Raw genomic sequence first — 20293 nt, 5'->3', positions numbered from 1 at the left:
TCATACGAACGGCTCTTATCCTGTGCTAAAAAACGAAAGGACGGCATGCCATGAATATATTCGATCACTATCGCCAGCGCTATGAAGCTGCCAAGGACGAAGAGTTCACACTGCAGGAGTTTCTTACCATCTGTCGGCAAGATCGCAGTGCCTATGCCAATGCGGCAGAACGGCTATTAATGGCTATTGGTGAGCCAAACATGGTTGACACTGCCCTGGAACCCCGGCTTTCCCGTCTCTTTTCGAATCGGGTGGTCGCCCGATACCCGGCGTTTGAAGAGTTCTATGGTATGGAAGATGCCATCGAACAGATTGTCTCCTACCTGAAGCATGCCGCTCAGGGTCTGGAAGAGAAGAAACAGATCCTCTATTTACTCGGCCCCGTGGGCGGCGGTAAATCCTCGCTGGCGGAACGCCTGAAGTCGCTGATGCAGCGCGTGCCTATCTATGTGCTGAGCGCCAACGGCGAGCGCAGCCCGGTGAATGACCATCCGCTGTGCTTGTTCAATCCGCAGGAAGATGCGCAGATTCTGGATAAAGAGTACGGCATCCCGCGTCGCTACCTCGGCACCATCATGTCGCCGTGGGCGGCCAAACGCCTGCACGAATTTGGTGGCGACATCACCAAATTCCGCGTGGTGAAAGTCTGGCCGTCGATCCTGGAACAGATCGCCATCGCCAAAACGGAACCCGGTGATGAGAACAACCAGGATATTTCGGCGCTGGTCGGTAAGGTCGACATCCGCAAGCTGGAAAACTTCGCGCAAAACGACCCGGATGCCTACGGTTACTCGGGTGCACTGTGCCGGGCTAACCAGGGGATTATGGAATTCGTCGAGATGTTTAAAGCGCCCATCAAGGTGCTGCATCCGCTGCTGACGGCGACTCAGGAAGGAAACTACAACGGGACGGAAGGTATCTCTGCCCTGCCGTTTAACGGGATCATTCTTGCCCACTCGAACGAATCTGAATGGGTGACTTTCCGTAATAACAAGAACAATGAGGCCTTCCTTGACCGCGTGTACATCGTCAAGGTGCCTTACTGCCTGCGGATCTCCGAAGAGATCAAAATTTACGAGAAACTGCTTAACCACAGTGAGCTGGTGCATGCGCCGTGTGCACCGGGCACCCTGGAAACGCTGTCACGCTTCTCCATCCTTTCACGCCTGAAAGAGCCGGAAAACTCCAGCATCTACTCGAAAATGCGCGTGTATGACGGTGAGAGCCTGAAGGATACCGATCCGAAAGCGAAATCGTATCAGGAATACCGCGACTACGCCGGGGTCGATGAAGGGATGAACGGTCTGTCCACGCGCTTCGCGTTTAAGATCCTCTCCCGCGTCTTTAACTTCGACCATGCGGAAGTGGCGGCCAACCCGGTTCATCTGTTCTATGTGCTGGAGCAGCAAATTGAACGCGAACAGTTCCCGCAGGAGCAGGCTGAACGCTACCTTGAGTTCCTGAAAGGTTACCTGATCCCGAAATACGCCGAGTTCATTGGCAAAGAGATCCAGACGGCCTACCTGGAATCCTATTCAGAGTACGGGCAGAACATTTTCGACCGTTATGTCACTTACGCTGACTTCTGGATCCAGGATCAGGAGTACCGCGACCCGGATACCGGCCAGCTGTTTGACCGTGAATCCCTGAACGCGGAGCTGGAAAAAATCGAGAAGCCTGCCGGGATCAGCAACCCGAAAGACTTCCGTAATGAGATTGTGAACTTCGTCCTGCGCGCCAGAGCGCATAACAACGGGCGCAATCCGAACTGGACCAGCTACGAGAAACTGCGCACGGTCATTGAGAAGAAAATGTTCTCCAATACCGAAGAACTGCTGCCGGTGATCTCGTTTAACGCCAAAACCTCAACCGATGAACAGAAAAAACACGACGATTTTGTCGACCGTATGATGGAAAAAGGCTACACCCGCAAACAGGTCCGCCTGCTCTGCGAATGGTACCTGCGCGTGCGTAAATCGTCTTAAAATAAGTGCCCGGCGGCGGTTAGCGCCTGCCGGGCCTAAAAATGCAAGTTGGCAAATGCAGTACGGGGGGTATATGACCTGGTTTATTGACCGGCGTCTTAACGGCAAAAACAAGAGCACGGTGAACCGCCAGCGCTTCTTGCGTCGTTATAAAGCGCAAATTAAACAGTCTATCTCCGAGGCCATCAACAAACGCTCGGTGACCGACGTCGACAGCGGCGAGTCTGTCTCCATCCCCACCGATGACATCAGCGAACCGATGTTTCATCAGGGGCGAGGCGGCCTGCGCCATCGCGTACACCCAGGTAATGACCACTTCGTTCAGAACGACAGAATTGAGCGCCCTCAGGGCGGCGGCGGTGGTTCAGGAAGCGGTCAGGGACAGGCCAGCCAGGACGGTGAAGGCCAGGACGAATTTGTCTTCCAGATTTCGAAAGATGAATATCTCGACCTGCTGTTCGAAGACCTGGCGCTGCCGAATCTGAAAAAGAATCAGCATCGTCAGCTTAATGAATATAAAACCCACCGCGCGGGTTATACCGCCAACGGCGTGCCCGCCAACATCAGCGTGGTGCGTTCGTTGCAGAATTCGCTGGCGCGACGCACGGCCATGACGGCAGGCAAACGTCGCGAACTGCGCGAGCTGGAGAGCAGCCTCAAGGTAGTAGAAAACACGGAACCGGCGCAACTGCTGGAAGAGGAGCGCCTGCGTAAAGAGATTGCAGAGCTGAGGGCGAAGATCGAACGGGTACCGTTTATCGACACCTTCGACCTGCGCTACAAGAACTACGAAAAACGCCCTGAGCCCTCCAGCCAGGCGGTGATGTTCTGTCTGATGGACGTGTCCGGCTCGATGGATCAGGCCACCAAAGATATGGCGAAGCGTTTTTATATCCTGCTCTATCTGTTCCTGAGCAGAACCTATAAGAACGTGGAGGTAGTCTATATCCGCCACCACACCCAGGCGAAGGAGGTGGATGAACATGAGTTCTTCTACTCGCAGGAGACCGGGGGCACCATCGTCTCGAGCGCGCTGAAGCTGATGGATGAAGTGGTCAAAGAGCGCTACGACCCGGCGCAGTGGAATATTTATGCCGCGCAGGCGTCGGATGGCGATAACTGGGCCGACGACTCGCCGCTGTGTCACGAGATCCTGGCGAAGAAAATTCTGCCGGTCGTGCGTTACTACAGCTATATCGAAATCACCCGTCGCGCGCACCAGACCCTGTGGCGGGAGTATGAGCATCTGCAGGCGATGTTCGATAATTTCGCCATGCAGCATATCCGTGACCAGGATGACATTTATCCGGTGTTCAGGGAGCTGTTCCACAAGCAGTCTGCTACCAGCAACGCATAAACCCACAGCCAGCGAACCCGCTGGCTGTTTTCTTTCGACCCTGTTCATCCCGTGCTAATGTAGAAGGCTGCATACTGGATTATCACCGGGAAAATCGTTATGACTGACGACGTTATTGGAACAGGAACCCACCAGCAGCTCATTACCTTACTTACCGAGCAGGGCGCGCGTTTTCGCGTCATGGAGCATGAGGCGGTCGGGAAATGTGAAGCGGTAAGTGAAATTCGCGGAACCGATCTGCGGCAAGGCGCCAAAGCCCTGGTCTGCAAGGTGAAGGGAAACGGCGTGAAAAAACACGTTCTGGCGATTCTGGCCGCCGACCTGCAGGCTGACCTGAGCCAGCTTGCCAGCCATTTTGGCGGGCTAAAGGCTTCCCTCGCCAGCCCGGCCGAAGTCGATGCCCTGACCGCCTGCGTTTTCGGCGCTATCCCGCCCTTTAGCTTTCATCCTGACCTGGCACTGGTTGCCGACCCGCTGCTGTTCGAGCGCTTTGACGAAATCGCGTTTAACGCCGGCCTGCTGGAGAAATCCGTGATTATGGATACCCAGGATTACCTGCGCATCGCCCGTCCTGAGCTCGTCACCTTCCATAAAGCGTAACTGCGATGGCTGACGCCCTGTCAGCCTTTTCGTTCCAGAAACAGCACGGAGGCAACGAGAATAACGGCAATAGCGAAAAACGATGAGGAGATAATCAGCGTTTCCACAAACATGTGATCGTTCATGATGGCGACCCCTTTTGCGATATCTGCTTTCGTTTTAATCCGCGTAAATGACAAGGTTATGACAATGACAAAATCTTTTTAACTCTGTTCTCTGCCGCGTTTGCGCGTACAGTAAACAGAACAATTTTTTTGGCAAGGATTCCCTATGTTTGACCCTACTCTGCTCATTCTTCTGGCACTCGCCGCGCTCGGCTTTATCAGCCATAACACTACCGTCGCCATCTCGATTCTGGTGCTGATTATTGTGCGCGTGACCCCGTTAAATACCTTTTTCCCGTGGATAGAAAAACAAGGCCTCACCATCGGGATTATCATTTTAACCATTGGGGTGATGGCGCCGATTGCCAGCGGCACCCTTCCCGCCTCAACGCTGCTGCACTCGTTTGTAAACTGGAAATCGCTGGTGGCGATCGCGGTGGGGATTTTTGTGTCGTGGCTGGGCGGTCGCGGCGTCACGCTGATGAGCAGCCAGCCCTCGCTGGTGGCGGGTCTGCTGGTGGGCACCGTGCTGGGCGTGGCGCTCTTTCGCGGCGTGCCGGTCGGCCCGCTGATTGCGGCTGGCCTTGTCTCGCTTTTTATAGGGAAGTCGTAGTCAGGCTGGCCATATAACGCGCCGGCGTCTGGCCCAGTCCCTTCCTGAACATGGTGATAAATGCGGTGGTCGAGTCATAGCCCAGTGACTGGGCCACCTGCTGCACCGATTTCCCGCTTATTAAATGCTGTAACGCCACAATCAGCTGCAGCTGGTGACGCCAGCGGCGGAAGCTTAGACCGGTCTCTTTCACCACCAGCCGCGCCAGATTGCGCTCGCTCATGGCGAAGTGGCTCGCCCACTGCGTTAGCGTCTGCCAGGCGGCGGGCTCCTCCGCCATCTTCTCGCTCATCAGCCTGATTTTGGGATGGGGCGACACGGGCAGCTGCAGATGCTCCTGACGCTGGAGCGGCAGCTCGTCAAACAGCACGTCCACCAGGCGCGACGTGGTCGCAAGAGAGAGCTGCTCACGTGATTTTTCCGCCAGCGATAAAATCAGCTCCCGCACCAGAGGGGAGATTTTCAGGGTACAGCAGCGCTCGGGCAGGCTGACGGCCCCCGGCTCAATAAACAAAAAGCAGAGCTGCGCGCCCGGCGTGGCCCTGTTGCTGTGCGGCATCTGGCCGGGGATCCAGACGGCATACTGAGGCGGCACCATCAGCATCGCATTTTCCACTTCGCAGGTGATTGCGCCGCCGAGGGCCAGAATCAACTGCCCCTTACGGTGATGATGTCGGGGAATGTACTGTTCCTCCGCCACCACCTGAATGCGAAATGCGACGGCCGCATCGTGCTGGCTATCTGGATCGTAGCCTTCCAGTCCCAGACCAATCATCAGTTTGTCCGATATTAGCGATAAACTGTCATTTTAGCCTGATTTCAACCGCTGAGAAAATCGGTATTGTGTGCGCTCGCTTGAACGTATGAGAACATAATGACTACTGCTATTCGCACCTCAGGAAAACACGGCGCGCTGTTGATTGCAGGCATCCTGATGATTGCCACTACGCTTCGCGTCACCTTTACCGGCGCAGCGCCGCTGCTTGATACCATTCGTCTTGATTATGGCTTAAGCACGGCGCAAACCGGTCTGCTGACCACCCTGCCCCTGCTGGCTTTCGCCCTCGTCTCGCCGCTCGCCGCAGGCGTTGCCCGGCGTATCGGCATGGAGCGCAGCCTGTTTATCGCCCTGCTGCTGATTTGCGCCGGGATTGCCGTTCGCTCGCTGCCCTCCGCCGCGTTGCTTTTCACCGGAACGGCGATCGTCGGGTGTGGTATTGCGCTCGGGAACGTGCTGTTACCCGGATTAATTAAGCGTGATTTTCCAGGCCAGGTGGCGAAGCTCACCGGCGCCTATTCCCTGACGATGGGCGTTTCGGCAGCGTTTGGCTCAGCGATGATCGTTCCCCTGGCACAAGGGAGTGCGGGCTGGCATGGCGCGCTGCTGATGCTGATGGCGTTTCCGCTGGTCGCATTGCTGCTCTGGCTACCGCAGTGGCGTCAGAAACACGTCGCAACGGTAACGGGCGCAGGCGCGCTGCATAACCGCGCGATCTGGCGCTCGGCCCTCGCCTGGCAGGTCACGCTCTTTTTGGGGATAAACTCGCTGATTTACTACGTCATCATCGGCTGGCTGCCGGCAATACTGCTGAGCCACGGCTACAGCGAAGCGCAGGCTGGCTCGGTGCACGGTCTGTTGCAGCTGGCCACGGCCGTGCCGGGACTCGCCGTTCCGCTGATCCTCCACCGTCTGAAAGACCAGCGGGCGATCGCAGGCGCGGTGGCGCTGATGTGCGCGATAAGCGCGGCGGGATTATGGTTTATGCCGGGCATGGCGGTGATGTGGACGCTGGTGTTTGGCTTTGGCACAGGGGCAACGATGATCCTCGGCCTGACGTTTATCGGTCTGCGCGCCAGCACTGCACACCAGGCGGCGGCGTTGTCCGGCATGGCGCAGTCAATTGGCTATCTGCTCGCCGCCTGCGGCCCTCCGCTAATGGGGAAAATTCACGATAGCGCGGGAGACTGGCGGATCCCGCTTCTGGGCTGCGCGCTGGCCGCCGTGATTATGGCCCTCTGCGGCATCTTAGCCGGGCGAGACCGGGAGATCGCGCCCCGTTGAACAGTGTGGCAGACCCTCGGGTCTGCCTTTTTTATCCGCGCGCCGCGCGCAGCATCGCCTGTACCAGCACGACCGGACGTCCTTCCAGCGCAGCACGCTCGTGCTGGAATAAGGTGATCACGAAGAACGGGTGCGTGACCAGTTCCGCGGCACGGATTTCACCCTGATCGTCCCAGCCCGTCACATGCATATCACCGCTCTCCAGCGCCTGTGCAAACGCTGGAGACACGCCATAGTTACAGTGATATCCCTCTTCAATTTCCGGCTTGCCGTACGCTTTGGCAATTAATGTATTCCTGCGCAGTTCAATCGCATCGGTTTTTTCCACCAGCGAGCAGGTCAGCGGCGCAATCACCATGGTACCTTCGGTATCCGTCTCAGCGTGTGCCGCATCAGCCCAGCCCAGCACGTTTCGGGCATACTCAATCAGCGCATGCTGGAACCCGCCGCAGGTGCCCAGGAACGGGATGCTGTTTTCACGGGCGTAGCGCGCGGCAATAAAAGCGGCCTCGGTGTTTTTGTAGGGGCTGGCAGGAACCAGCCAGATGGCATCGTAGCCCACCAGATCTTCAGAGCTTGTCAGCTCCGTCGTGGCCAGCCAGTCGTAATCGGCGGTGAGGTCAAGCACTGCGGCGGCGTCGTCAATGGCCAGCGGGATCGCCTGATGCGCAATAACATTGGGATTGTAATCGCCAACCAGCGCAATGCGCAGCGTCGTTTTAACCGGGAGGTGTTCCATGAAAGGTTCCTTATGCCAGAGTATTATCAGATAACATAAGGAACCTCAGACTACCGATCTTTTGCAATTATCACAATACCTTAAATTGGGAGGGTGAAATCATGATTCAGTGCAAACGGGTCTACGAACAGGCAGGCTCTGATGACGGCTATCGGGTACTGGTAGACAGGCTGTGGCCGCGCGGCGTTAAGAAAACGGACCTCGTGTATGACGAATGGTGTAAAGCGCTCGCGCCCTCAACGGAACTACGCAAGGCCTTTCATAGCGAAACGATTGATTTCACCGCCTTCAGCCAGGCCTATCGGGAAGAGCTGGCGCAGCAGGCTGACGAGGGCGCGCGTCTGGCGACGCTGGCGCGCAGGCAGGCCGTCACCCTGCTCTTTGCTGCCAAAAACACGGAGCAAAATCACGCCCTGGTCTTAGCCGACTGGCTGCGCCATCTGTGATCAGCCGATCGTCAGTTCATCCAGAATTTGCGGCGCTTCATCCGGGGTGAGCGGCATCAGATGTTCGGCGCGGACAAACGCAAAGCCGTGCTGGTTATCGAAGGCGTAGACATCACCCGTCACCAGCCAAAGCGCGCGATCTGCGGTGGCCGGTAATTGCGTCATCACGCCGTTGACCGGGTTAACGAAACGCAGGCCTGGCTGGCAAAGGCCAAACAGCTCAACAGATTTACCAATATTGCGACGGCCTGACGCCGTGCGGGCACCCACGATCATCGCCATGCTGCCCGGTTTTAGCTGAAACATACTTCTCTCGCGGAAACGAACGCCAGAAACTGGCTAAGATTAATCCTAAAGAGAAGTGTATCGCAGGCGGTATCCGTCTGTCACCTGGTGGGTTGCGGATGATCGCGATGATAGAGCGTCCATTCATCGATCACTTCCCCGCCCGGTAATTTGCACTCGGTGCGAACGCCCTGCGGGCTTTGAACCGGGATCTGTTCCCCACCTTTCTCCAGGCAGTAGACGGAGGCCGGGTTCGCCATACCGATAACGTGCGGCGGTTTCGGCGCATCGGGTGGCTTGGTTTTTGCGGTGCAGGCGGCCAGGGGAAGCGCCAGCGTCAGAAGCAGAAATCTCATCTCATTGATCCTTTTGACGTCATTACACCCTAAGGGTAACGGGTCATCGCCGCGTTCTCCATGATTTCTCCATTTTAACTGCACTTTTCAGCACTATAGTGTGGCATGTTCTCGATATGACCAGAGAACATCATTCCGTAATCAAGATGTCTTTGCCCCGGTCTCAACAACGGGGCTTTTTTTCTCGCCTGCTCCCCGCTTCCTGCATATATTAAATTTTCTGTATTCATGTTTTACTATGCCTGAAGCCTAAAAACTCAGCATAACATGCAGATGCAGACGTCTTCTGCCTGGGAGTCATTCTACGTCATGTCGGACCTTATCCTCGCTCGCGTTTCAGAAACCCTTGCCACCGAGCAATCCCTTGAAAGTCTTGTTCGCCAGCTGCTGGAGATGCTGGAAATTGTCACCGACATGGAGTCGACCTACCTGACGAAGGTGGATATCGAGGCGCGGCTGCAGCACATCCTCTACGCCCGCAACAGCAAACAGATGACGATCCCGGAGGGGCTGAGCGTCCCATGGGATGAGACGCTGTGCAAACGCGCGCTGGATAGTGACACGATGTTCAGCAATGATGTGCCTGAACGTTGGCCCGAGTGTGAAGCCGCAAAAGCACTTGGCATTACCACCTACATGAGTATTCCTGTCCATCTTGCCGATGGTTCACTTTACGGAACGCTCTGCGCCACCAGCACGGCCAGAAAGCCGCTGAGCGAGCGCGCTGAACAGGTGCTGAAGCTCTTCGCCGGGCTGATTGCCCAGTCCATTCAGAAAGAGTCGCTGGTGACCCAGCTTCGCGAAGCCAATGCGGCCCTCATCGCGCACTCTTATACGGATGCCCTTACCGGTTTACCCAACCGTCGCGCCATTTTTGAAGATCTGACTACCCTCTTTTCTCTGGCCCGGCACCTGAAGCGTAACGCCATCATCGCGTTTATCGATCTGGATGATTTCAAGCTGATTAACGATCGTTACGGCCACGAGGCTGGCGACCAGTTCCTGATAGAAGTGGGCAAGCGTTTGACCGAAGAGAAACAGCAGGACGATATTATTGGTCGTCTGGGCGGGGATGAATTTCTGGTCGCGTCGCTGAGTCAACCCCACCAGGACGGGGATAACGCGCAGCTTACGCTGCTCAAAACGCGCCTCAGCGCCTGCATCGCCGGCGAATACTGGCTCGGCAGCGTTCATATTATTTATCCGGGCGCCAGCTTCGGTGTGATCGAAGTGGACCCTGCCGCAACCGATCCTGACAGCGCGTTACGCGCTGCGGATGTAGCGATGTATCAGGATAAGAAAGGAAAAAGCAAAACACGCTTTCTCACTATGGATTAACCCCGTACACTCTACGGCGTTACAGAAACCGAAACAGGTGATGGTATGAGAATAGGGATCCTCTTCCCGGTCGTTATATTTATAACGGCGGTGGTTTTTTTAGCGTGGTTTTTTGTTGGCGGCTACGCGGCGCCGGGGGCATAAATGCGGAAGACAACCGTCATTATGCTGATCGTTGCCATTGCAGCGTTTGCCGGCACGCAGCTTGGCTGGTGGTAAACCCAATACGTAAAAAGGCCGCCATCTGGCAGCCTTTTTCAACGCTTTCAGAACTTAGCTTTTGATCTTTCTGTAGATAAACAGAACAACCAGCGCACCGATCACCGCGACGGCGAAACTGCCGAAGTTAAAGCCATCGACCTTGCCAAACCCGAACAGCGTACTGATCCAGCCGCCGACTACCGCGCCGACAATACCCAGTATTACGGTGACGATAAACCCACCGCCATCTTTGCCCGGCATGATCCACTTCGCCAGAATACCCGCAATAAGCCCAAAGATAATCCAGGATAAAATTCCCATAACTTTCCTCTCTGTATGGTTTTTGTCATTAAATCAACGACACAAAAAAGAATAGCACAGGATTCCAGAAAGGAAATTTGTGATAAGCATCACAGTGAGAGAGTGCGTCATTTTTCATCAACAAAAAGAACGGGCCACATAAACTGTGGGGTTGCAACTTTTGTTGAGAAAGATTATCTTTCTCAACACTGAATAGTTGAGAGAAACACTCAGGTATTCAGTACGACATTGCTCACATTGCTTCCAGTATTTTTTGCCCACTCCTGAGTGGGCTTTTTTTTAGCTCATACCCCAACAAACGCGTACCGGTTACGTCCCGCGCGTTTCGCCTGATAGAGGGCCTGGTCTGCGGCAATAATGATATTTTGCTGGCTGCCCTCGATGTCGACGGCACGGGCGGTTGAAATCCCGACGCTTACCGTCACCCGGCCGAAGGGGCTAAAGGCATGGGCGATTTGCAGCGAGAACACATTGCGAATAATCGTCTGGGCCAGACGAAGTGCCTCCTGAATATCCGTATCCGGCAATATCAGCGCAAACTCCTCTCCGCCGTATCGCGCCACAAGCTGATTATCACGGGTAAGGCTCTCCCTGAGGCTGTTTCCAAGCATAGCCAGACACCGATCCCCTTCCGGATGGCCGTAGTTATCGTTGTATTTTTTGAAGTAGTCCACGTCCACGATCAGTATCGAAATCGGTGCGTCATGCGCGGCACACAGAGCGATGTCCGAGAGGATTTTTTCATCAAAGACGCGGCGATTGTACAGCCCGGTCAACGCATCTTCTGAGGCAATAATCTTCAGCGCTTTGTTATCCCGTGTTTTACGGGACAGGTCGGAATAGAGGAAGTATGACGCGACGATGAGTATCGCCGTGAACACGAAAATGAGTACCGCCAGCTGAATCGCCTGCTTGCGCCAGGGGGCAAGAGCTTCATCAATGCTAACCGCCACGGTAGTGACCAGTCCGTAGCGTCTGTTTTTCTCATAGGCATAAATGCGCTCGATTTTATCAAACCGTGAGATGGAGCTGGCTATCCCCGTATTTTGTACCTTGAGATATTTCCTGAAGAGCGGTGAATCAGAAACAATCGTGCCGATATAGGTATTTTTAAAGGGATACCGGACCAGCAGCACGCCTGATTGCGTCGTTAAGCCGATGACGCCCGAGTGACCGATATTAATCTGCCCGTAGAGCGCCAGAAAATTTTCGATACCCAGCGTCACCACCACCACACCGTTAAATGCCCCGGTCTGGGTTTCAAGGCGCCGGCTGATGGTGATAACCCATTTGCCATTGGTTCTGCTTACCACCGGCTCCCCAATAAAAATCGCCTGATTTTTATTTTCTTTGTGATAGATAAAAAACTCTCTGTCCGAGCCTTTGCGTGGCCCCGTAAAACTTTCATGCAGCGCGGTAAAGATATCGCCCTGAGCATTGTAAACAACCACATTATTAATCTGGGTAAGAAGGTTATCCTGATTATTGATCATGTGCTGAATATTGGTCGCCTGCTGCGGGGTCATGCCATAAATTTCGATTATGTCGGAAACGGTAGTAATTAACATTTCACTCTGGCGCATGATCCCTTCGGTATACACATCAAGGGTATGGCTCAGGTTAGCGACGCTGGTATTAATTTGCTGGATTGACTGCTGTCTGGACGTGGCAATTTGGACAGCAAGCGCCAGCGAGATGATCAATGAGACAATGATGACGGTAATGGTTGTTGTGTAAAAAGTATTTTTCACATGCACGAGCTTTTCCACCTTATCACGCCTGATATCCCTGGCTGACAACTCTTGTCACTGTAACAAAGCTCAGGATAAGAGGAAAATGAATTGCACTTAAGCATACAACAGAAGCTCGTCTTTATTTTGTTTTTCACCGCCTGGTAACCGGCGCTATTCCTGACGCTCAGCAACGCCCGCGTTTTACACCGTCACGGTCTCCCTGGGCTTAGATAAAATGACTTTAATAAAATCGATATAGGAGACGGGCTTACCAAAATAATAACCCTGCAGCAGAGTAATCTCATTACGGTTGAGATACTCCAGCTGCTCTTTCGTTTCTACGCCTTCGGCCACGATCCGCAATGATAGTTTTTTCGCCAGGTCAATAACGCAGTCCAGCAGGATCGTTGAGTCCTTCTCCTCTGATACCCGGTTAACAAAGCTTTTATCAATTTTAATATAATCTATGGCAAGTGCATTGAGACATGACAGCCCGGAATACCCGGTACCAAAATCATCCAGTGCTATGACAAAACCGGCGTTATGCAGCGCATTGAGGTTTTCCACCAGATGAGGATTATCGATCAACGGTTCACGTTCGGTCACCTCAAGCACCAGCTTCACGGCTTTACCCTGAAACCCCTTGCCGAAGATTCGGCAGTCACCGATGAAAGAAGGGGCATTGATGTGTCTGGCGCTGATGTTCACCCCGATATGGAACCCGTCCGGCAGCTTAGGCAGGAGCGGCTTAAGCTGTGTGACCACTTTCGCCATCAAGCCTTTGGTCAGTGGAATAATCAACCCGCTACGTTCAGCTATCGGGATAAAGACGTCCGGCGGGATAAAGCCTGACTTAGGATGCTTCCACCTAGCCAGGACTTCAACACCGTATAACCCGCCGGTATCGCCGTTCACGATCGGCTGGTAATAAGGCACGATCTCTCCCTGCAAAATGGCCTTACGCAAATCGTCTTCAAAGGTGGTACTTTTCCCCTTGTAGCGGCGGATCAAAATGCCCACCGCCACGGATAGCGCGAGAATCAGCAGAATCAGGCTCCATCCCTGTTGCAGTAGCCGCGTCAGGCTAAAAAAGGCAGGCGGTTGCCAGGCCAGACTGAAGGGGAAGTGCGAAGAGGTCGTCAGTGACCCCGCCCACGAGGCCGCTTTCCAGCCGGTCACCTCACCGTTGCGCGTAAACATCCTGTCGCCGACAACCAACCCCAGGTCAACACTGTTTGATGCGTTCGCGATGACGTCCTGCAAATGTGCATCACTGACGCTGATGATGACGCGCCCTCCGGCGATGGGCATCTGGAAGACAAGTACCGGGATACCGTTCACCAGTCGGTTACCGGGTAGCAGCATTAATTTTTGTTCAGGTAACGTCTCCGGATGCACAATCAAAACGCCATTCCCCGGAAGGGAAGTACAGATGATTTTTCCCTGCTGCTGGATCATGATGGCGCGCAGATGCGGTTTTAGCGCGGCTTCTGTCCCCAGCGCCAGCTGCCCGCTGCTGGTACACCCCTGCTCCGCAACGCGCTTCGCCGTGCTGGCCGCACTGACGGCTTCCGCCAGAATGCTTTCTATTTTCTGGGTGCTTACCGTGGCGGTATGAACGTTATTCATTTTCGCCATCTGCCATAACTGCCAGTTAATAATCAGTATGCCGATCAGAAAAAGAAACAAGGCACTGAGAACAGGGATCATCACGTTACGCACGATGTTTTCCTTAATAGAATAAACAAGCATGGAGGATCGGAAAGAAGAACCCGTGGTTTAACCGGCGTTGCTTATCACAATGAAAATAGCTTAGCTGAGAATTGTCTTAAAAAACTGATGCTTTCGTATGAGTTCACCCGCTCAAATTTGCTCACCCGACGTGACTATCAGGCTTGTGCCTTGCCCTGGCTGTGTTAAGCTTTGTGAAATCAGGGAGCGGACAGGATAACTGGAAAATGAAAAAGCGCATTGCCGTTGCGATCGTTTCAACGCTTCTGGTCATCCTGTCTCTTTATGCGGTCAACGTGGTTATCATCGGCCAGCAAAAAACCAAACAGTTTGAAATATCCCAAACCCTTTTACATTATTCAGAAGATCTGTCCCAAAGCGTGGCGCTGGGCCTCAAAAGCATAACGACGCAGGGATGTGATAGAGCCAGCCTTGATAGCTACAGGCAAATAAAGCTTAATAACCTCTATTTCAGCGATATCGGTTTTATCGAAAAGGGAAAAATTGTCTGTACCGCTTTTTGGGGTAAACTCGCGACGCCCGTTCCACTTCCTGCGGAACTGCATAAAACGCCGAGAGGTTTTCTCCTGGCGCAGTTTTCCAGAAAAGACTTTTTCACCGGCAATGCGGCCATTTATAATAATATAATTATCTTCACCTCCCGCTATGCTTACGATAAATTTACCCCGGTTACCGCAAGCTATTCTCTGAGCGCCACCACGAAGGACTTTGGACGGATCTTTTTTTCAGCCGCCCCTGAGCTGAAGCCGCGGAGCTGGCTGCATGCGACATTGTTCACCCTGACCATTACACAGTGCAGCGCCTCGTGGGATTTATGCGTGATTGTAAAACACCACGATGCGGGACTGGCCTCGCTCCCCCCGTTTATCTTTACGTTTCTCGTGGTCATACTCTTTTTTATCTGGGTCGCGATAACGTTATTTATCTTCCGTCTCTATGAAGACCGTTATTCGCTGGAACGCACGCTGATCAAAGCCGTAATAACGAATACCTTCAGCGTTAATTATCAGCCCATTATTCGTATTCGCGATCAAAAAATCGTGGGTGTCGAAGTTCTGTCGCGATGGCGCGATCAAAAGCACGGAGACGTCTCGCCGGAGCTGTTCATCCCATTAATTAAAAAAATCGGTCTGTATAAAAAATATTACAGCAATATTATCGCGAAGTCCCTTTCAGAAATTGCCCCGCTGGCGATTAAGCATCAGCTGATCGTTTCAATCAACGTTGGGCGAAAAGAAATTGAAGATGGACAGTTTATTAACATTTTGCGTCGCGAGTGCTTAGCCAATCGCCTCCCCCTTTCCCTGATGAAGGTCGAGCTTTCTGAGAAAGCCGTTTCCGCGGCGGGTATCCTCGAGGAGTTCTGTCAGGAACTGAAGTCGCTTGGCGTTAAAATTTCAATTGATGATTTTGGCGTGCAAAATTCTAATCTGGCCCGGCTGTCGCAGCTTGAATATGATGAAATTAAAATTGATAAGTCGCTGGTGGATGGCGTCAGCGAGCATTATAAGCAAAATATTTTTGTTATCTTCAGCGATGCTCTTGCGAAGTTGAATAAAACCCTTGTTTTCGAGGGCGTGGAAAATGAAATTCAATATCGCTTCATTGCGGACAGATATCCCGATGCCCTGATCCAGGGATGGTATTTTTCAAAAGCACTCACCCGGAGCGAACTGGCGAAGCGACTCACCGGCGTCGCCGCGTAATCAGAAGCCTGCCATGCACGTTTTTTTACACGCAGGCGTTTCCATTTTTTCCGCCAAAACATATAGTCGTCATATTCAGACGGTAGATTACCCTGAAGCACACTCTTATTTTGGTTAAAAACGTGAAATTATCCTTACTTTTTCCAGTGGTACTGTTCTTTCTAATCGTTATTTTCGCGCTGTTTATCGATAAACCCACTTCGCCTATTCTGCGGAAAAAATGCATGTGGTCCGATAGCGTGATGCTGAGCTGTATCGCAAAGCATCAGCATAACGGTTTCTAAGGCAGGCTATTCATTTCCCCACTGATTGAGGAAGTTCGCAACATCATCAATGCGACCCGCACGGATCCCGGCTTCAGTGGCCATCTCCTGCTGGGCTTCCTCGCTGATCTCCTCATTATTCGCTAAGCGGGTGAGCAGCAGCTGGAAATAGTGTGCCAGCGCGTCGCGCTCTGACTCAGGGACTTGCTCTGCGGCTTCCGTCGCGTACTCGTCGGCAATGTCATAGTATTTCAGTGGGATGTCGTTGTGCATAACAGTCTCGTCTCAGGTCAATAAAGGTAACGTCACGAGTATATCGGAGGCGTTATCTCAACCAAAGCATTGCTTCAGAGGAGTAACGCAAGCAGCGCTGCAAGCGCGGGTATGGCCTGCACATACAAAATTTTACGGCTGGCGGTGGCTGCGCCAAAAAGTCCGGCGATCAGTACACAGGTCAGGAAGAAGATGGCTACCTGAATCCCCTTTTCGCCGAGCCAGAGGCTCCAGAGCAGACCTGCCGCCAGAAAACCGTTATAGAGCCCCTGATTCGCGGCCAGCACGCGGGTGTCGCGCGCAAAATCAGGACGCAGATTAAAAGCCTTGTGCCCTGTTTTGGTATTCCACAGGAACATTTCCAGCACAAGAATGTAGAGATGGATGAGTGCAACGACAGCGATAAGGACAGTGGCTAACATCGAGTTGTCTCCCGCAGGCAGGGGCAAAAAAAACGGGAACCCTCAGGCCCCCGCTCTTGTTTAACCCAGAATCTGGATTACATGTTCGCGATAATCGCGTCGCCAAACTCTGAACATTTCAGCAGCTTAGCGCCTTCCATCAGACGTTCAAAATCGTAAGTTACGGTTTTCGCGTTGATCGCGCCTTCCATACCTTTAACGATCAGGTCTGCGGCTTCGAACCATTCCATATGACGCAGCATCATCTCTGCGGACAGGATGATAGAGCCTGGGTTCACTTTGTCCTGACCTGCGTATTTTGGTGCCGTACCGTGGGTTGCTTCGAACAGGGCGCACTCGTCACCGATGTTCGCGCCAGGGGCGATACCGATACCGCCAACCTGTGCAGCCAGGGCGTCAGAGATGTAGTCACCGTTCAGGTTCATACAGGCGATTACGTCGTATTCCGCAGGACGCAGCAGGATCTGCTGCAGGAACGCATCGGCGATCACATCTTTAATGATGATCTCTTTGCCGGTGTTCGGGTTCTTGATCTTCTGCCATGGGCCGCCGTCGATCAGCTCACCGCCGAACTCTTCTTTCGCCAACTGGTAGCCCCAGTCTTTGAACGCGCCTTCGGTGAACTTCATGATGTTGCCTTTGTGAACCAGGGTCACTGAGTCACGGTCGTTGGTGATCGCATATTCGATGGCCGCGCGCACCAGACGCTTGGTCCCTTCTTCGGAGCACGGCTTAATGCCGATACCGCAATGCTCAGGGAAGCGAATTTTCTTCACGCCCATCTCTTCGCGCAGGAATTTAATCACTTTTTCTGCGTCAGCAGAGTCCGCTTTCCATTCGATACCCGCGTAGATGTCTTCTGAGTTTTCGCGGAAGATAACCATGTCGGTCAGTTCCGGGTGCTTCACCGGGCTTGGGGTGCCCTGATAGTAACGAACCGGACGCAGACACACGTACAGGTCCAGCTCCTGACGCAGAGCCACGTTCAGAGAACGGATACCGCCGCCGACTGGGGTGGTCAGGGGGCCTTTAATAGCAACGCGGTAGTCGCGGATCAGGTCCAGCGTTTCTGCTGGCAGCCAGACGTCCTGGCCATAAACTTGCGTCGATTTCTCACCGGTGTAAATTTCCATCCAGGAAATTTTACGCTCGCCTTTGTAGGCTTTCTCAACAGCGGCATCAACCACTTTCAGCATTGCCGGGGTAACGTCTACACCGATACCGTCGCCTTCGATGAACGGAATAATCGGATTGTGAGGAACGTTAATCTTGCCGTTTTGCAGGGTGATCTTTTTACCTTCCGCCGGAACAACTACTTTGCTTTCCATTAACCTCTCCTTCGAGCGCTTCTGGTTGTTACTGATCTTATGTTAATAAATTGTAATGAGCCCTTCGATAGTACCTGATTGTCCGACGCCATGAAAGGTCTTCGTTATTAGGCTATAATGCGGCAATTGATAACGCCTGAAAATACCATGAAGAAAACTTCTTTTACAAAACACCGGGTTGAGCGATTCAGCTCCCGACAAGCCGCCAGACGACCGCAAGAAACCCAGCCAAAGCGGGTGATTCTGTTCAATAAACCTTACGATGTTTTGCCGCAGTTCACCGACGAAGCCGGACGCAGCACGCTAAAGGACTACATCCCTGTTCAGGGGGTCTACGCGGCTGGGCGTCTGGACCGGGACAGCGAAGGCCTGCTGGTCTTGACCAACGACGGCGCGCTGCAGGCGAAGCTCACGCAGCCGGGAAAACGCACCGGCAAAATTTACTTCGTCCAGGTCGAAGGCGAGCCGGACGAAGAAACGCTTGATAAATTGCGCAAAGGCGTCACGCTGAACGACGGTCCCACCCTGCCGGCAGGTATTGAACGCGTGAATGAACCGGAGTGGCTGTGGCCGCGCAATCCGCCGATCCGCGAACGCAAATCCATTCCGACCAGCTGGCTTAAAATCACCCTTTATGAAGGCCGCAACCGTCAGGTTCGGCGCATGACCGCGCACGTCGGCTTCCCTACCCTGCGTCTGATTCGCTACGCTATGGGTAACTACACCCTGGAAACGCTGGCAAACGGTGAATGGCGAGACGTTACCTTTTAAGGAGTCACTATGTTTAAACCTCATGTCACGGTTGCCTGCGTGGTCCACGCCCGGGGTAAATTCCTGGTTGTCGAAGAGAGCATTAACGGCAAAGCGCTGTGGAACCAGCCAGCCGGACACCTTGAAGCCAATGAGACCCTTCTTCAGGCCGCAAAACGCGAGCTGTGGGAAGAGACCGGCATTCACGCTGAACCCCAGCACTTCATCCGTATGCACCAGTGGATTGCACCCGACAGCACCCCCTTTCTGCGTTTTTTATTTGCCGTTGAGCTTAGCGAAACGTGCGCCACTGAGCCGCAGGATGACGATATCGACCGCTGTCTGTGGGTCACCGCCGACGAGATCCTGAACGCGCGAAACCTGCGCTCGCCGCTGGTTGCGGAAAGCATTCGCTGCTGGCAGTCAGGCGCACGCCTGCCGCTGGATGTCATCGGTGCTTTTAACTGGCCGTTTACAGAGGGTGCCAATGGTGGGGGGGCGTGATAGAATACGCCGCCTTGAAGTTCAATGTCGTGAGTATTCCATGTCAGATAATAGCCAGAAAAAAGTGATCGTCGGCATGTCCGGCGGTGTCGATTCCTCCGTTTCCGCCTACCTGTTACAGCAACAGGGCTATAAGGTGGAGGGCCTGTTCATGAAGAACTGGGAGGAAGATGATGGCGAGGAATACTGCACTGCCGCAGCGGATCTCGCCGATGCGCAGGCCGTGTGCGATAAGCTCGGCATTGAACTGCACACCGTTAACTTTGCCGCAGAATACTGGGACAACGTGTTTGAACTGTTCCTTGAAGAGTACAAAGCAGGCCGCACGCCGAACCCGGATATTCTGTGCAACAAAGAGATCAAATTTAAAGCCTTCCTGGAATTCGCCGCGGAAGATCTGGGCGCAGACTACATTGCGACCGGTCACTACGTGCGTCGCGCAGACGTAAATGGCAAAAGCCAGCTGCTGCGCGGTCTGGACGGCAACAAAGATCAAAGCTACTTCCTCTATACGCTGAGCCACGAGCAAATCGCCCAGAGCCTGTTCCCCGTCGGCGAGCTGGAAAAGCCGCAGGTGCGTAAAATCGCCGAAGAGCTGGACCTGATCACCGCGAAGAAAAAAGACTCTACCGGCATCTGTTTCATCGGCGAGCGCAAATTCCGCGATTTCCTCGGACGTTACCTGCCCGCACAGCCGGGTAAAATTGTCACCGTCGACGGGGAAGAGATTGGCCAGCATCAGGGGCTGATGTACCACACCTTAGGCCAGCGTAAAGGCCTGGGTATCGGCGGGACGAAAGAAGGTAGCGAAGATCCGTGGTACGTGGTCGACAAAGATGTCGAAAACAATATTCTGGTTGTTGCTCAGGGTCACGACCATCCGCGTCTGATGTCCGTTGGCCTGATCGCGCAACAGCTGCACTGGGTCGATCGTGAGCCGCTAAAAGGCACGCTGCGCTGCACGGTGAAAACACGCTACCGTCAGACCGATATTCCTTGCACCGTTACCGCGCTCGATGACGATCGCATTGACGTGCGCTTCGACGAGCCGGTCGCCGCCGTCACCCCGGGCCAGTCTGCTGTCTTCTACAGCGGAGAAATCTGCCTGGGCGGCGGGATCATTGAACAGCGCCTGCCGCTGCCCGCTGTTTAACA

23 protein-coding genes are annotated in these 20293 nt (G+C 53.7%); 12 read left to right on the top strand and 11 right to left on the bottom strand.

The genetic code is table 11. The annotated features are described in order from the left end of the window. The first annotated feature begins 50 nt into the window (after positions 1 to 50). The 3 genes from yeaG (at position 51) to V1572_RS11545 (ending at position 3942) form a co-directional block, all read left to right on the top strand. The gene (gene yeaG / locus V1572_RS11555; RefSeq protein WP_008500713.1) at positions 51 to 1985 is read left to right on the top strand and encodes a protein kinase YeaG; all 1935 of its coding nucleotides are present in this window, start codon (positions 51 to 53) and stop codon (positions 1983 to 1985) included. A 73-nt stretch (positions 1986 to 2058) separates the two neighbouring features. After that, on the top strand, positions 2059 to 3342 hold the full coding sequence (locus V1572_RS11550; RefSeq protein ID WP_032651499.1) for a YeaH/YhbH family protein: 1284 nt from the start codon (positions 2059 to 2061) through the stop codon (positions 3340 to 3342). Positions 3343 to 3441: 99 nt separating this feature from the next. Then, positions 3442 to 3942 (top strand): YbaK/prolyl-tRNA synthetase associated domain-containing protein, encoded by a 501-nt coding sequence (locus V1572_RS11545; protein WP_008500735.1) that lies wholly within the window; start codon positions 3442 to 3444, stop codon positions 3940 to 3942. A gap of 20 nt (positions 3943 to 3962) precedes the next feature. Here V1572_RS11545 and yoaI read toward each other — a convergent pair whose 3' ends face one another. Beyond that, positions 3963 to 4067, bottom strand: a complete 105-nt coding sequence (gene yoaI / locus V1572_RS11540) for a small membrane protein YoaI (protein WP_010430055.1) — start codon at positions 4065 to 4067, stop codon at positions 3963 to 3965. Positions 4068 to 4212: 145 nt separating this feature from the next. Between yoaI and V1572_RS11535 the strand changes: the two genes are divergently transcribed. Beyond that, positions 4213 to 4659 (top strand): DUF441 domain-containing protein, encoded by a 447-nt coding sequence (locus tag V1572_RS11535; RefSeq protein WP_008500737.1) that lies wholly within the window; start codon positions 4213 to 4215, stop codon positions 4657 to 4659. Here the strand turns inward: V1572_RS11535 and V1572_RS11530 are convergent. Further along, complete coding sequence (locus V1572_RS11530; protein ID WP_275990994.1) at positions 4643 to 5434, bottom strand: helix-turn-helix domain-containing protein; 792 nt, start codon at positions 5432 to 5434, stop codon at positions 4643 to 4645. The two genes, V1572_RS11535 and V1572_RS11530, sit on opposite strands and share 17 nt — an antisense overlap. A 99-nt stretch (positions 5435 to 5533) precedes the next feature. Here V1572_RS11530 and V1572_RS11525 point away from each other — a divergent pair, with 99 nt between their 5' ends. Beyond that, positions 5534 to 6721, top strand: coding sequence for a CynX/NimT family MFS transporter (locus tag V1572_RS11525; protein ID WP_048027504.1), 1188 nt, complete (start codon positions 5534 to 5536; stop codon positions 6719 to 6721). Between the two features lie 31 nt (positions 6722 to 6752). Here V1572_RS11525 and V1572_RS11520 read toward each other — a convergent pair whose 3' ends face one another. Continuing rightward, positions 6753 to 7460 (bottom strand): CTP synthase, encoded by a 708-nt coding sequence (locus V1572_RS11520; RefSeq protein WP_045910233.1) that lies wholly within the window; start codon positions 7458 to 7460, stop codon positions 6753 to 6755. A gap of 101 nt (positions 7461 to 7561) precedes the next feature. On the opposite strand from V1572_RS11520, the gene V1572_RS11515 reads away from it, so the two are divergent. After that, a complete protein-coding gene (locus V1572_RS11515) occupies positions 7562 to 7906 on the top strand; it encodes a DUF488 domain-containing protein (RefSeq protein WP_395299125.1) in 345 nt (114 codons plus the stop codon). Here V1572_RS11515 and V1572_RS11510 read toward each other — a convergent pair whose 3' ends face one another. Both V1572_RS11510 and V1572_RS11505 read right to left on the bottom strand, forming a co-directional pair. After that, positions 7907 to 8212, bottom strand: a complete 306-nt coding sequence (locus V1572_RS11510; protein ID WP_045401563.1) for a periplasmic protein — start codon at positions 8210 to 8212, stop codon at positions 7907 to 7909. An 80-nt stretch (positions 8213 to 8292) separates the two neighbouring features. After that, complete coding sequence (locus V1572_RS11505; protein WP_395299124.1) at positions 8293 to 8547, bottom strand: DUF333 domain-containing protein; 255 nt, start codon at positions 8545 to 8547, stop codon at positions 8293 to 8295. Positions 8548 to 8856: 309 nt separating this feature from the next. Between V1572_RS11505 and V1572_RS11500 the strand changes: the two genes are divergently transcribed. Both V1572_RS11500 and V1572_RS11495 read left to right on the top strand, forming a co-directional pair. Then, on the top strand, positions 8857 to 9885 hold the full coding sequence (locus V1572_RS11500) for a sensor domain-containing diguanylate cyclase (protein WP_032664129.1): 1029 nt from the start codon (positions 8857 to 8859) through the stop codon (positions 9883 to 9885). A gap of 45 nt (positions 9886 to 9930) precedes the next feature. Further along, positions 9931 to 10029 (top strand): YoaK family small membrane protein, encoded by a 99-nt coding sequence (locus V1572_RS11495; RefSeq protein WP_014883431.1) that lies wholly within the window; start codon positions 9931 to 9933, stop codon positions 10027 to 10029. Positions 10030 to 10158: 129 nt separating this feature from the next. Here V1572_RS11495 and V1572_RS11490 read toward each other — a convergent pair whose 3' ends face one another. From V1572_RS11490 to V1572_RS11480, 3 genes are all read right to left on the bottom strand, one after another. After that, positions 10159 to 10407, bottom strand: coding sequence for a GlsB/YeaQ/YmgE family stress response membrane protein (locus V1572_RS11490; RefSeq protein ID WP_008500746.1), 249 nt, complete (start codon positions 10405 to 10407; stop codon positions 10159 to 10161). A 284-nt stretch (positions 10408 to 10691) separates the two neighbouring features. Beyond that, positions 10692 to 12176, bottom strand: a complete 1485-nt coding sequence (locus V1572_RS11485; RefSeq protein WP_395299123.1) for a diguanylate cyclase — start codon at positions 12174 to 12176, stop codon at positions 10692 to 10694. Between the two features lie 165 nt (positions 12177 to 12341). Further along, positions 12342 to 13862 carry an EAL domain-containing protein gene (locus V1572_RS11480; protein WP_395299122.1) on the bottom strand — a complete coding sequence of 507 codons (1521 nt, stop codon included), beginning with the start codon at positions 13860 to 13862 and terminating at the stop codon, positions 12342 to 12344. A gap of 236 nt (positions 13863 to 14098) precedes the next feature. Between V1572_RS11480 and V1572_RS11475 the strand changes: the two genes are divergently transcribed. Further along, the gene (locus tag V1572_RS11475) at positions 14099 to 15598 is read left to right on the top strand and encodes an EAL domain-containing protein (RefSeq protein ID WP_395299121.1); all 1500 of its coding nucleotides are present in this window, start codon (positions 14099 to 14101) and stop codon (positions 15596 to 15598) included. Between the two features lie 290 nt (positions 15599 to 15888). On the opposite strand, the gene V1572_RS11470 is transcribed toward V1572_RS11475, so the two are convergent. The 3 genes from V1572_RS11470 to icd all read right to left on the bottom strand — a co-directional run bounded on the left by V1572_RS11470 (position 15889) and on the right by icd (position 17884). After that, positions 15889 to 16134 carry a DUF2543 family protein gene (locus V1572_RS11470; RefSeq protein ID WP_248221150.1) on the bottom strand — a complete coding sequence of 82 codons (246 nt, stop codon included), beginning with the start codon at positions 16132 to 16134 and terminating at the stop codon, positions 15889 to 15891. 74 nt (positions 16135 to 16208) lie between these two features. After that, complete coding sequence (locus tag V1572_RS11465; protein ID WP_126534335.1) at positions 16209 to 16556, bottom strand: DUF1304 domain-containing protein; 348 nt, start codon at positions 16554 to 16556, stop codon at positions 16209 to 16211. A 77-nt stretch (positions 16557 to 16633) separates the two neighbouring features. Then, positions 16634 to 17884 carry an NADP-dependent isocitrate dehydrogenase gene (gene icd, locus V1572_RS11460; RefSeq protein WP_008500752.1) on the bottom strand — a complete coding sequence of 417 codons (1251 nt, stop codon included), beginning with the start codon at positions 17882 to 17884 and terminating at the stop codon, positions 16634 to 16636. A gap of 117 nt (positions 17885 to 18001) precedes the next feature. Here icd and rluE point away from each other — a divergent pair, with 117 nt between their 5' ends. The 3 genes from rluE to mnmA are packed head-to-tail and all read left to right on the top strand — an operon-like array spanning position 18002 to position 20291. Further along, complete coding sequence (gene rluE, locus V1572_RS11455) at positions 18002 to 18655, top strand: 23S rRNA pseudouridine(2457) synthase RluE (RefSeq protein WP_045910226.1); 654 nt, start codon at positions 18002 to 18004, stop codon at positions 18653 to 18655. A 9-nt stretch (positions 18656 to 18664) separates the two neighbouring features. Then, the gene (locus V1572_RS11450; protein ID WP_032674552.1) at positions 18665 to 19138 is read left to right on the top strand and encodes an NUDIX hydrolase; all 474 of its coding nucleotides are present in this window, start codon (positions 18665 to 18667) and stop codon (positions 19136 to 19138) included. A gap of 40 nt (positions 19139 to 19178) precedes the next feature. Continuing rightward, a complete protein-coding gene (gene mnmA / locus V1572_RS11445) occupies positions 19179 to 20291 on the top strand; it encodes a tRNA 2-thiouridine(34) synthase MnmA (RefSeq protein ID WP_021241033.1) in 1113 nt (370 codons plus the stop codon). Positions 20292 to 20293: the final 2 nt, after the last annotated feature.

This window comes from Enterobacter quasiroggenkampii (assembly GCF_043972695.1).
GTDB classification, from domain to species: domain Bacteria; phylum Pseudomonadota; class Gammaproteobacteria; order Enterobacterales; family Enterobacteriaceae; genus Enterobacter; species Enterobacter quasiroggenkampii.
Note: the sequence above shows the minus strand (reverse complement) of the source record. Positions and strands in the feature narration are given on the sequence as shown.

What these genes read in the sequence shown, in the direction of transcription:
- yeaG (WP_008500713.1), top strand. Translation starts at nt 51, where the DNA reads ATGAATATATTCGATCACTATCGCCAGCGCTATGAAGCTGCCAAGGAC.
- V1572_RS11550 (WP_032651499.1), top strand. Translation starts at nt 2,059, where the DNA reads ATGACCTGGTTTATTGACCGGCGTCTTAACGGCAAAAACAAGAGCACG.
- V1572_RS11545 (WP_008500735.1), top strand. Translation starts at nt 3,442, where the DNA reads ATGACTGACGACGTTATTGGAACAGGAACCCACCAGCAGCTCATTACC.
- yoaI (WP_010430055.1), bottom strand. Translation starts at nt 4,067, where the DNA reads ATGAACGATCACATGTTTGTGGAAACGCTGATTATCTCCTCATCGTTT.
- V1572_RS11535 (WP_008500737.1), top strand. Translation starts at nt 4,213, where the DNA reads ATGTTTGACCCTACTCTGCTCATTCTTCTGGCACTCGCCGCGCTCGGC.
- V1572_RS11530 (WP_275990994.1), bottom strand. Translation starts at nt 5,434, where the DNA reads ATGATTGGTCTGGGACTGGAAGGCTACGATCCAGATAGCCAGCACGAT.
- V1572_RS11525 (WP_048027504.1), top strand. Translation starts at nt 5,534, where the DNA reads ATGACTACTGCTATTCGCACCTCAGGAAAACACGGCGCGCTGTTGATT.
- V1572_RS11520 (WP_045910233.1), bottom strand. Translation starts at nt 7,460, where the DNA reads ATGGAACACCTCCCGGTTAAAACGACGCTGCGCATTGCGCTGGTTGGC.
- V1572_RS11515 (WP_395299125.1), top strand. Translation starts at nt 7,562, where the DNA reads ATGATTCAGTGCAAACGGGTCTACGAACAGGCAGGCTCTGATGACGGC.
- V1572_RS11510 (WP_045401563.1), bottom strand. Translation starts at nt 8,212, where the DNA reads ATGTTTCAGCTAAAACCGGGCAGCATGGCGATGATCGTGGGTGCCCGC.
- V1572_RS11505 (WP_395299124.1), bottom strand. Translation starts at nt 8,547, where the DNA reads ATGAGATTTCTGCTTCTGACGCTGGCGCTTCCCCTGGCCGCCTGCACC.
- V1572_RS11500 (WP_032664129.1), top strand. Translation starts at nt 8,857, where the DNA reads ATGTCGGACCTTATCCTCGCTCGCGTTTCAGAAACCCTTGCCACCGAG.
- V1572_RS11495 (WP_014883431.1), top strand. Translation starts at nt 9,931, where the DNA reads ATGAGAATAGGGATCCTCTTCCCGGTCGTTATATTTATAACGGCGGTG.
- V1572_RS11490 (WP_008500746.1), bottom strand. Translation starts at nt 10,407, where the DNA reads ATGGGAATTTTATCCTGGATTATCTTTGGGCTTATTGCGGGTATTCTG.
- V1572_RS11475 (WP_395299121.1), top strand. Translation starts at nt 14,099, where the DNA reads ATGAAAAAGCGCATTGCCGTTGCGATCGTTTCAACGCTTCTGGTCATC.
- V1572_RS11470 (WP_248221150.1), bottom strand. Translation starts at nt 16,134, where the DNA reads ATGCACAACGACATCCCACTGAAATACTATGACATTGCCGACGAGTAC.
- V1572_RS11465 (WP_126534335.1), bottom strand. Translation starts at nt 16,556, where the DNA reads ATGTTAGCCACTGTCCTTATCGCTGTCGTTGCACTCATCCATCTCTAC.
- icd (WP_008500752.1), bottom strand. Translation starts at nt 17,884, where the DNA reads ATGGAAAGCAAAGTAGTTGTTCCGGCGGAAGGTAAAAAGATCACCCTG.
- rluE (WP_045910226.1), top strand. Translation starts at nt 18,002, where the DNA reads ATGCGGCAATTGATAACGCCTGAAAATACCATGAAGAAAACTTCTTTT.
- V1572_RS11450 (WP_032674552.1), top strand. Translation starts at nt 18,665, where the DNA reads ATGTTTAAACCTCATGTCACGGTTGCCTGCGTGGTCCACGCCCGGGGT.
- mnmA (WP_021241033.1), top strand. Translation starts at nt 19,179, where the DNA reads ATGTCAGATAATAGCCAGAAAAAAGTGATCGTCGGCATGTCCGGCGGT.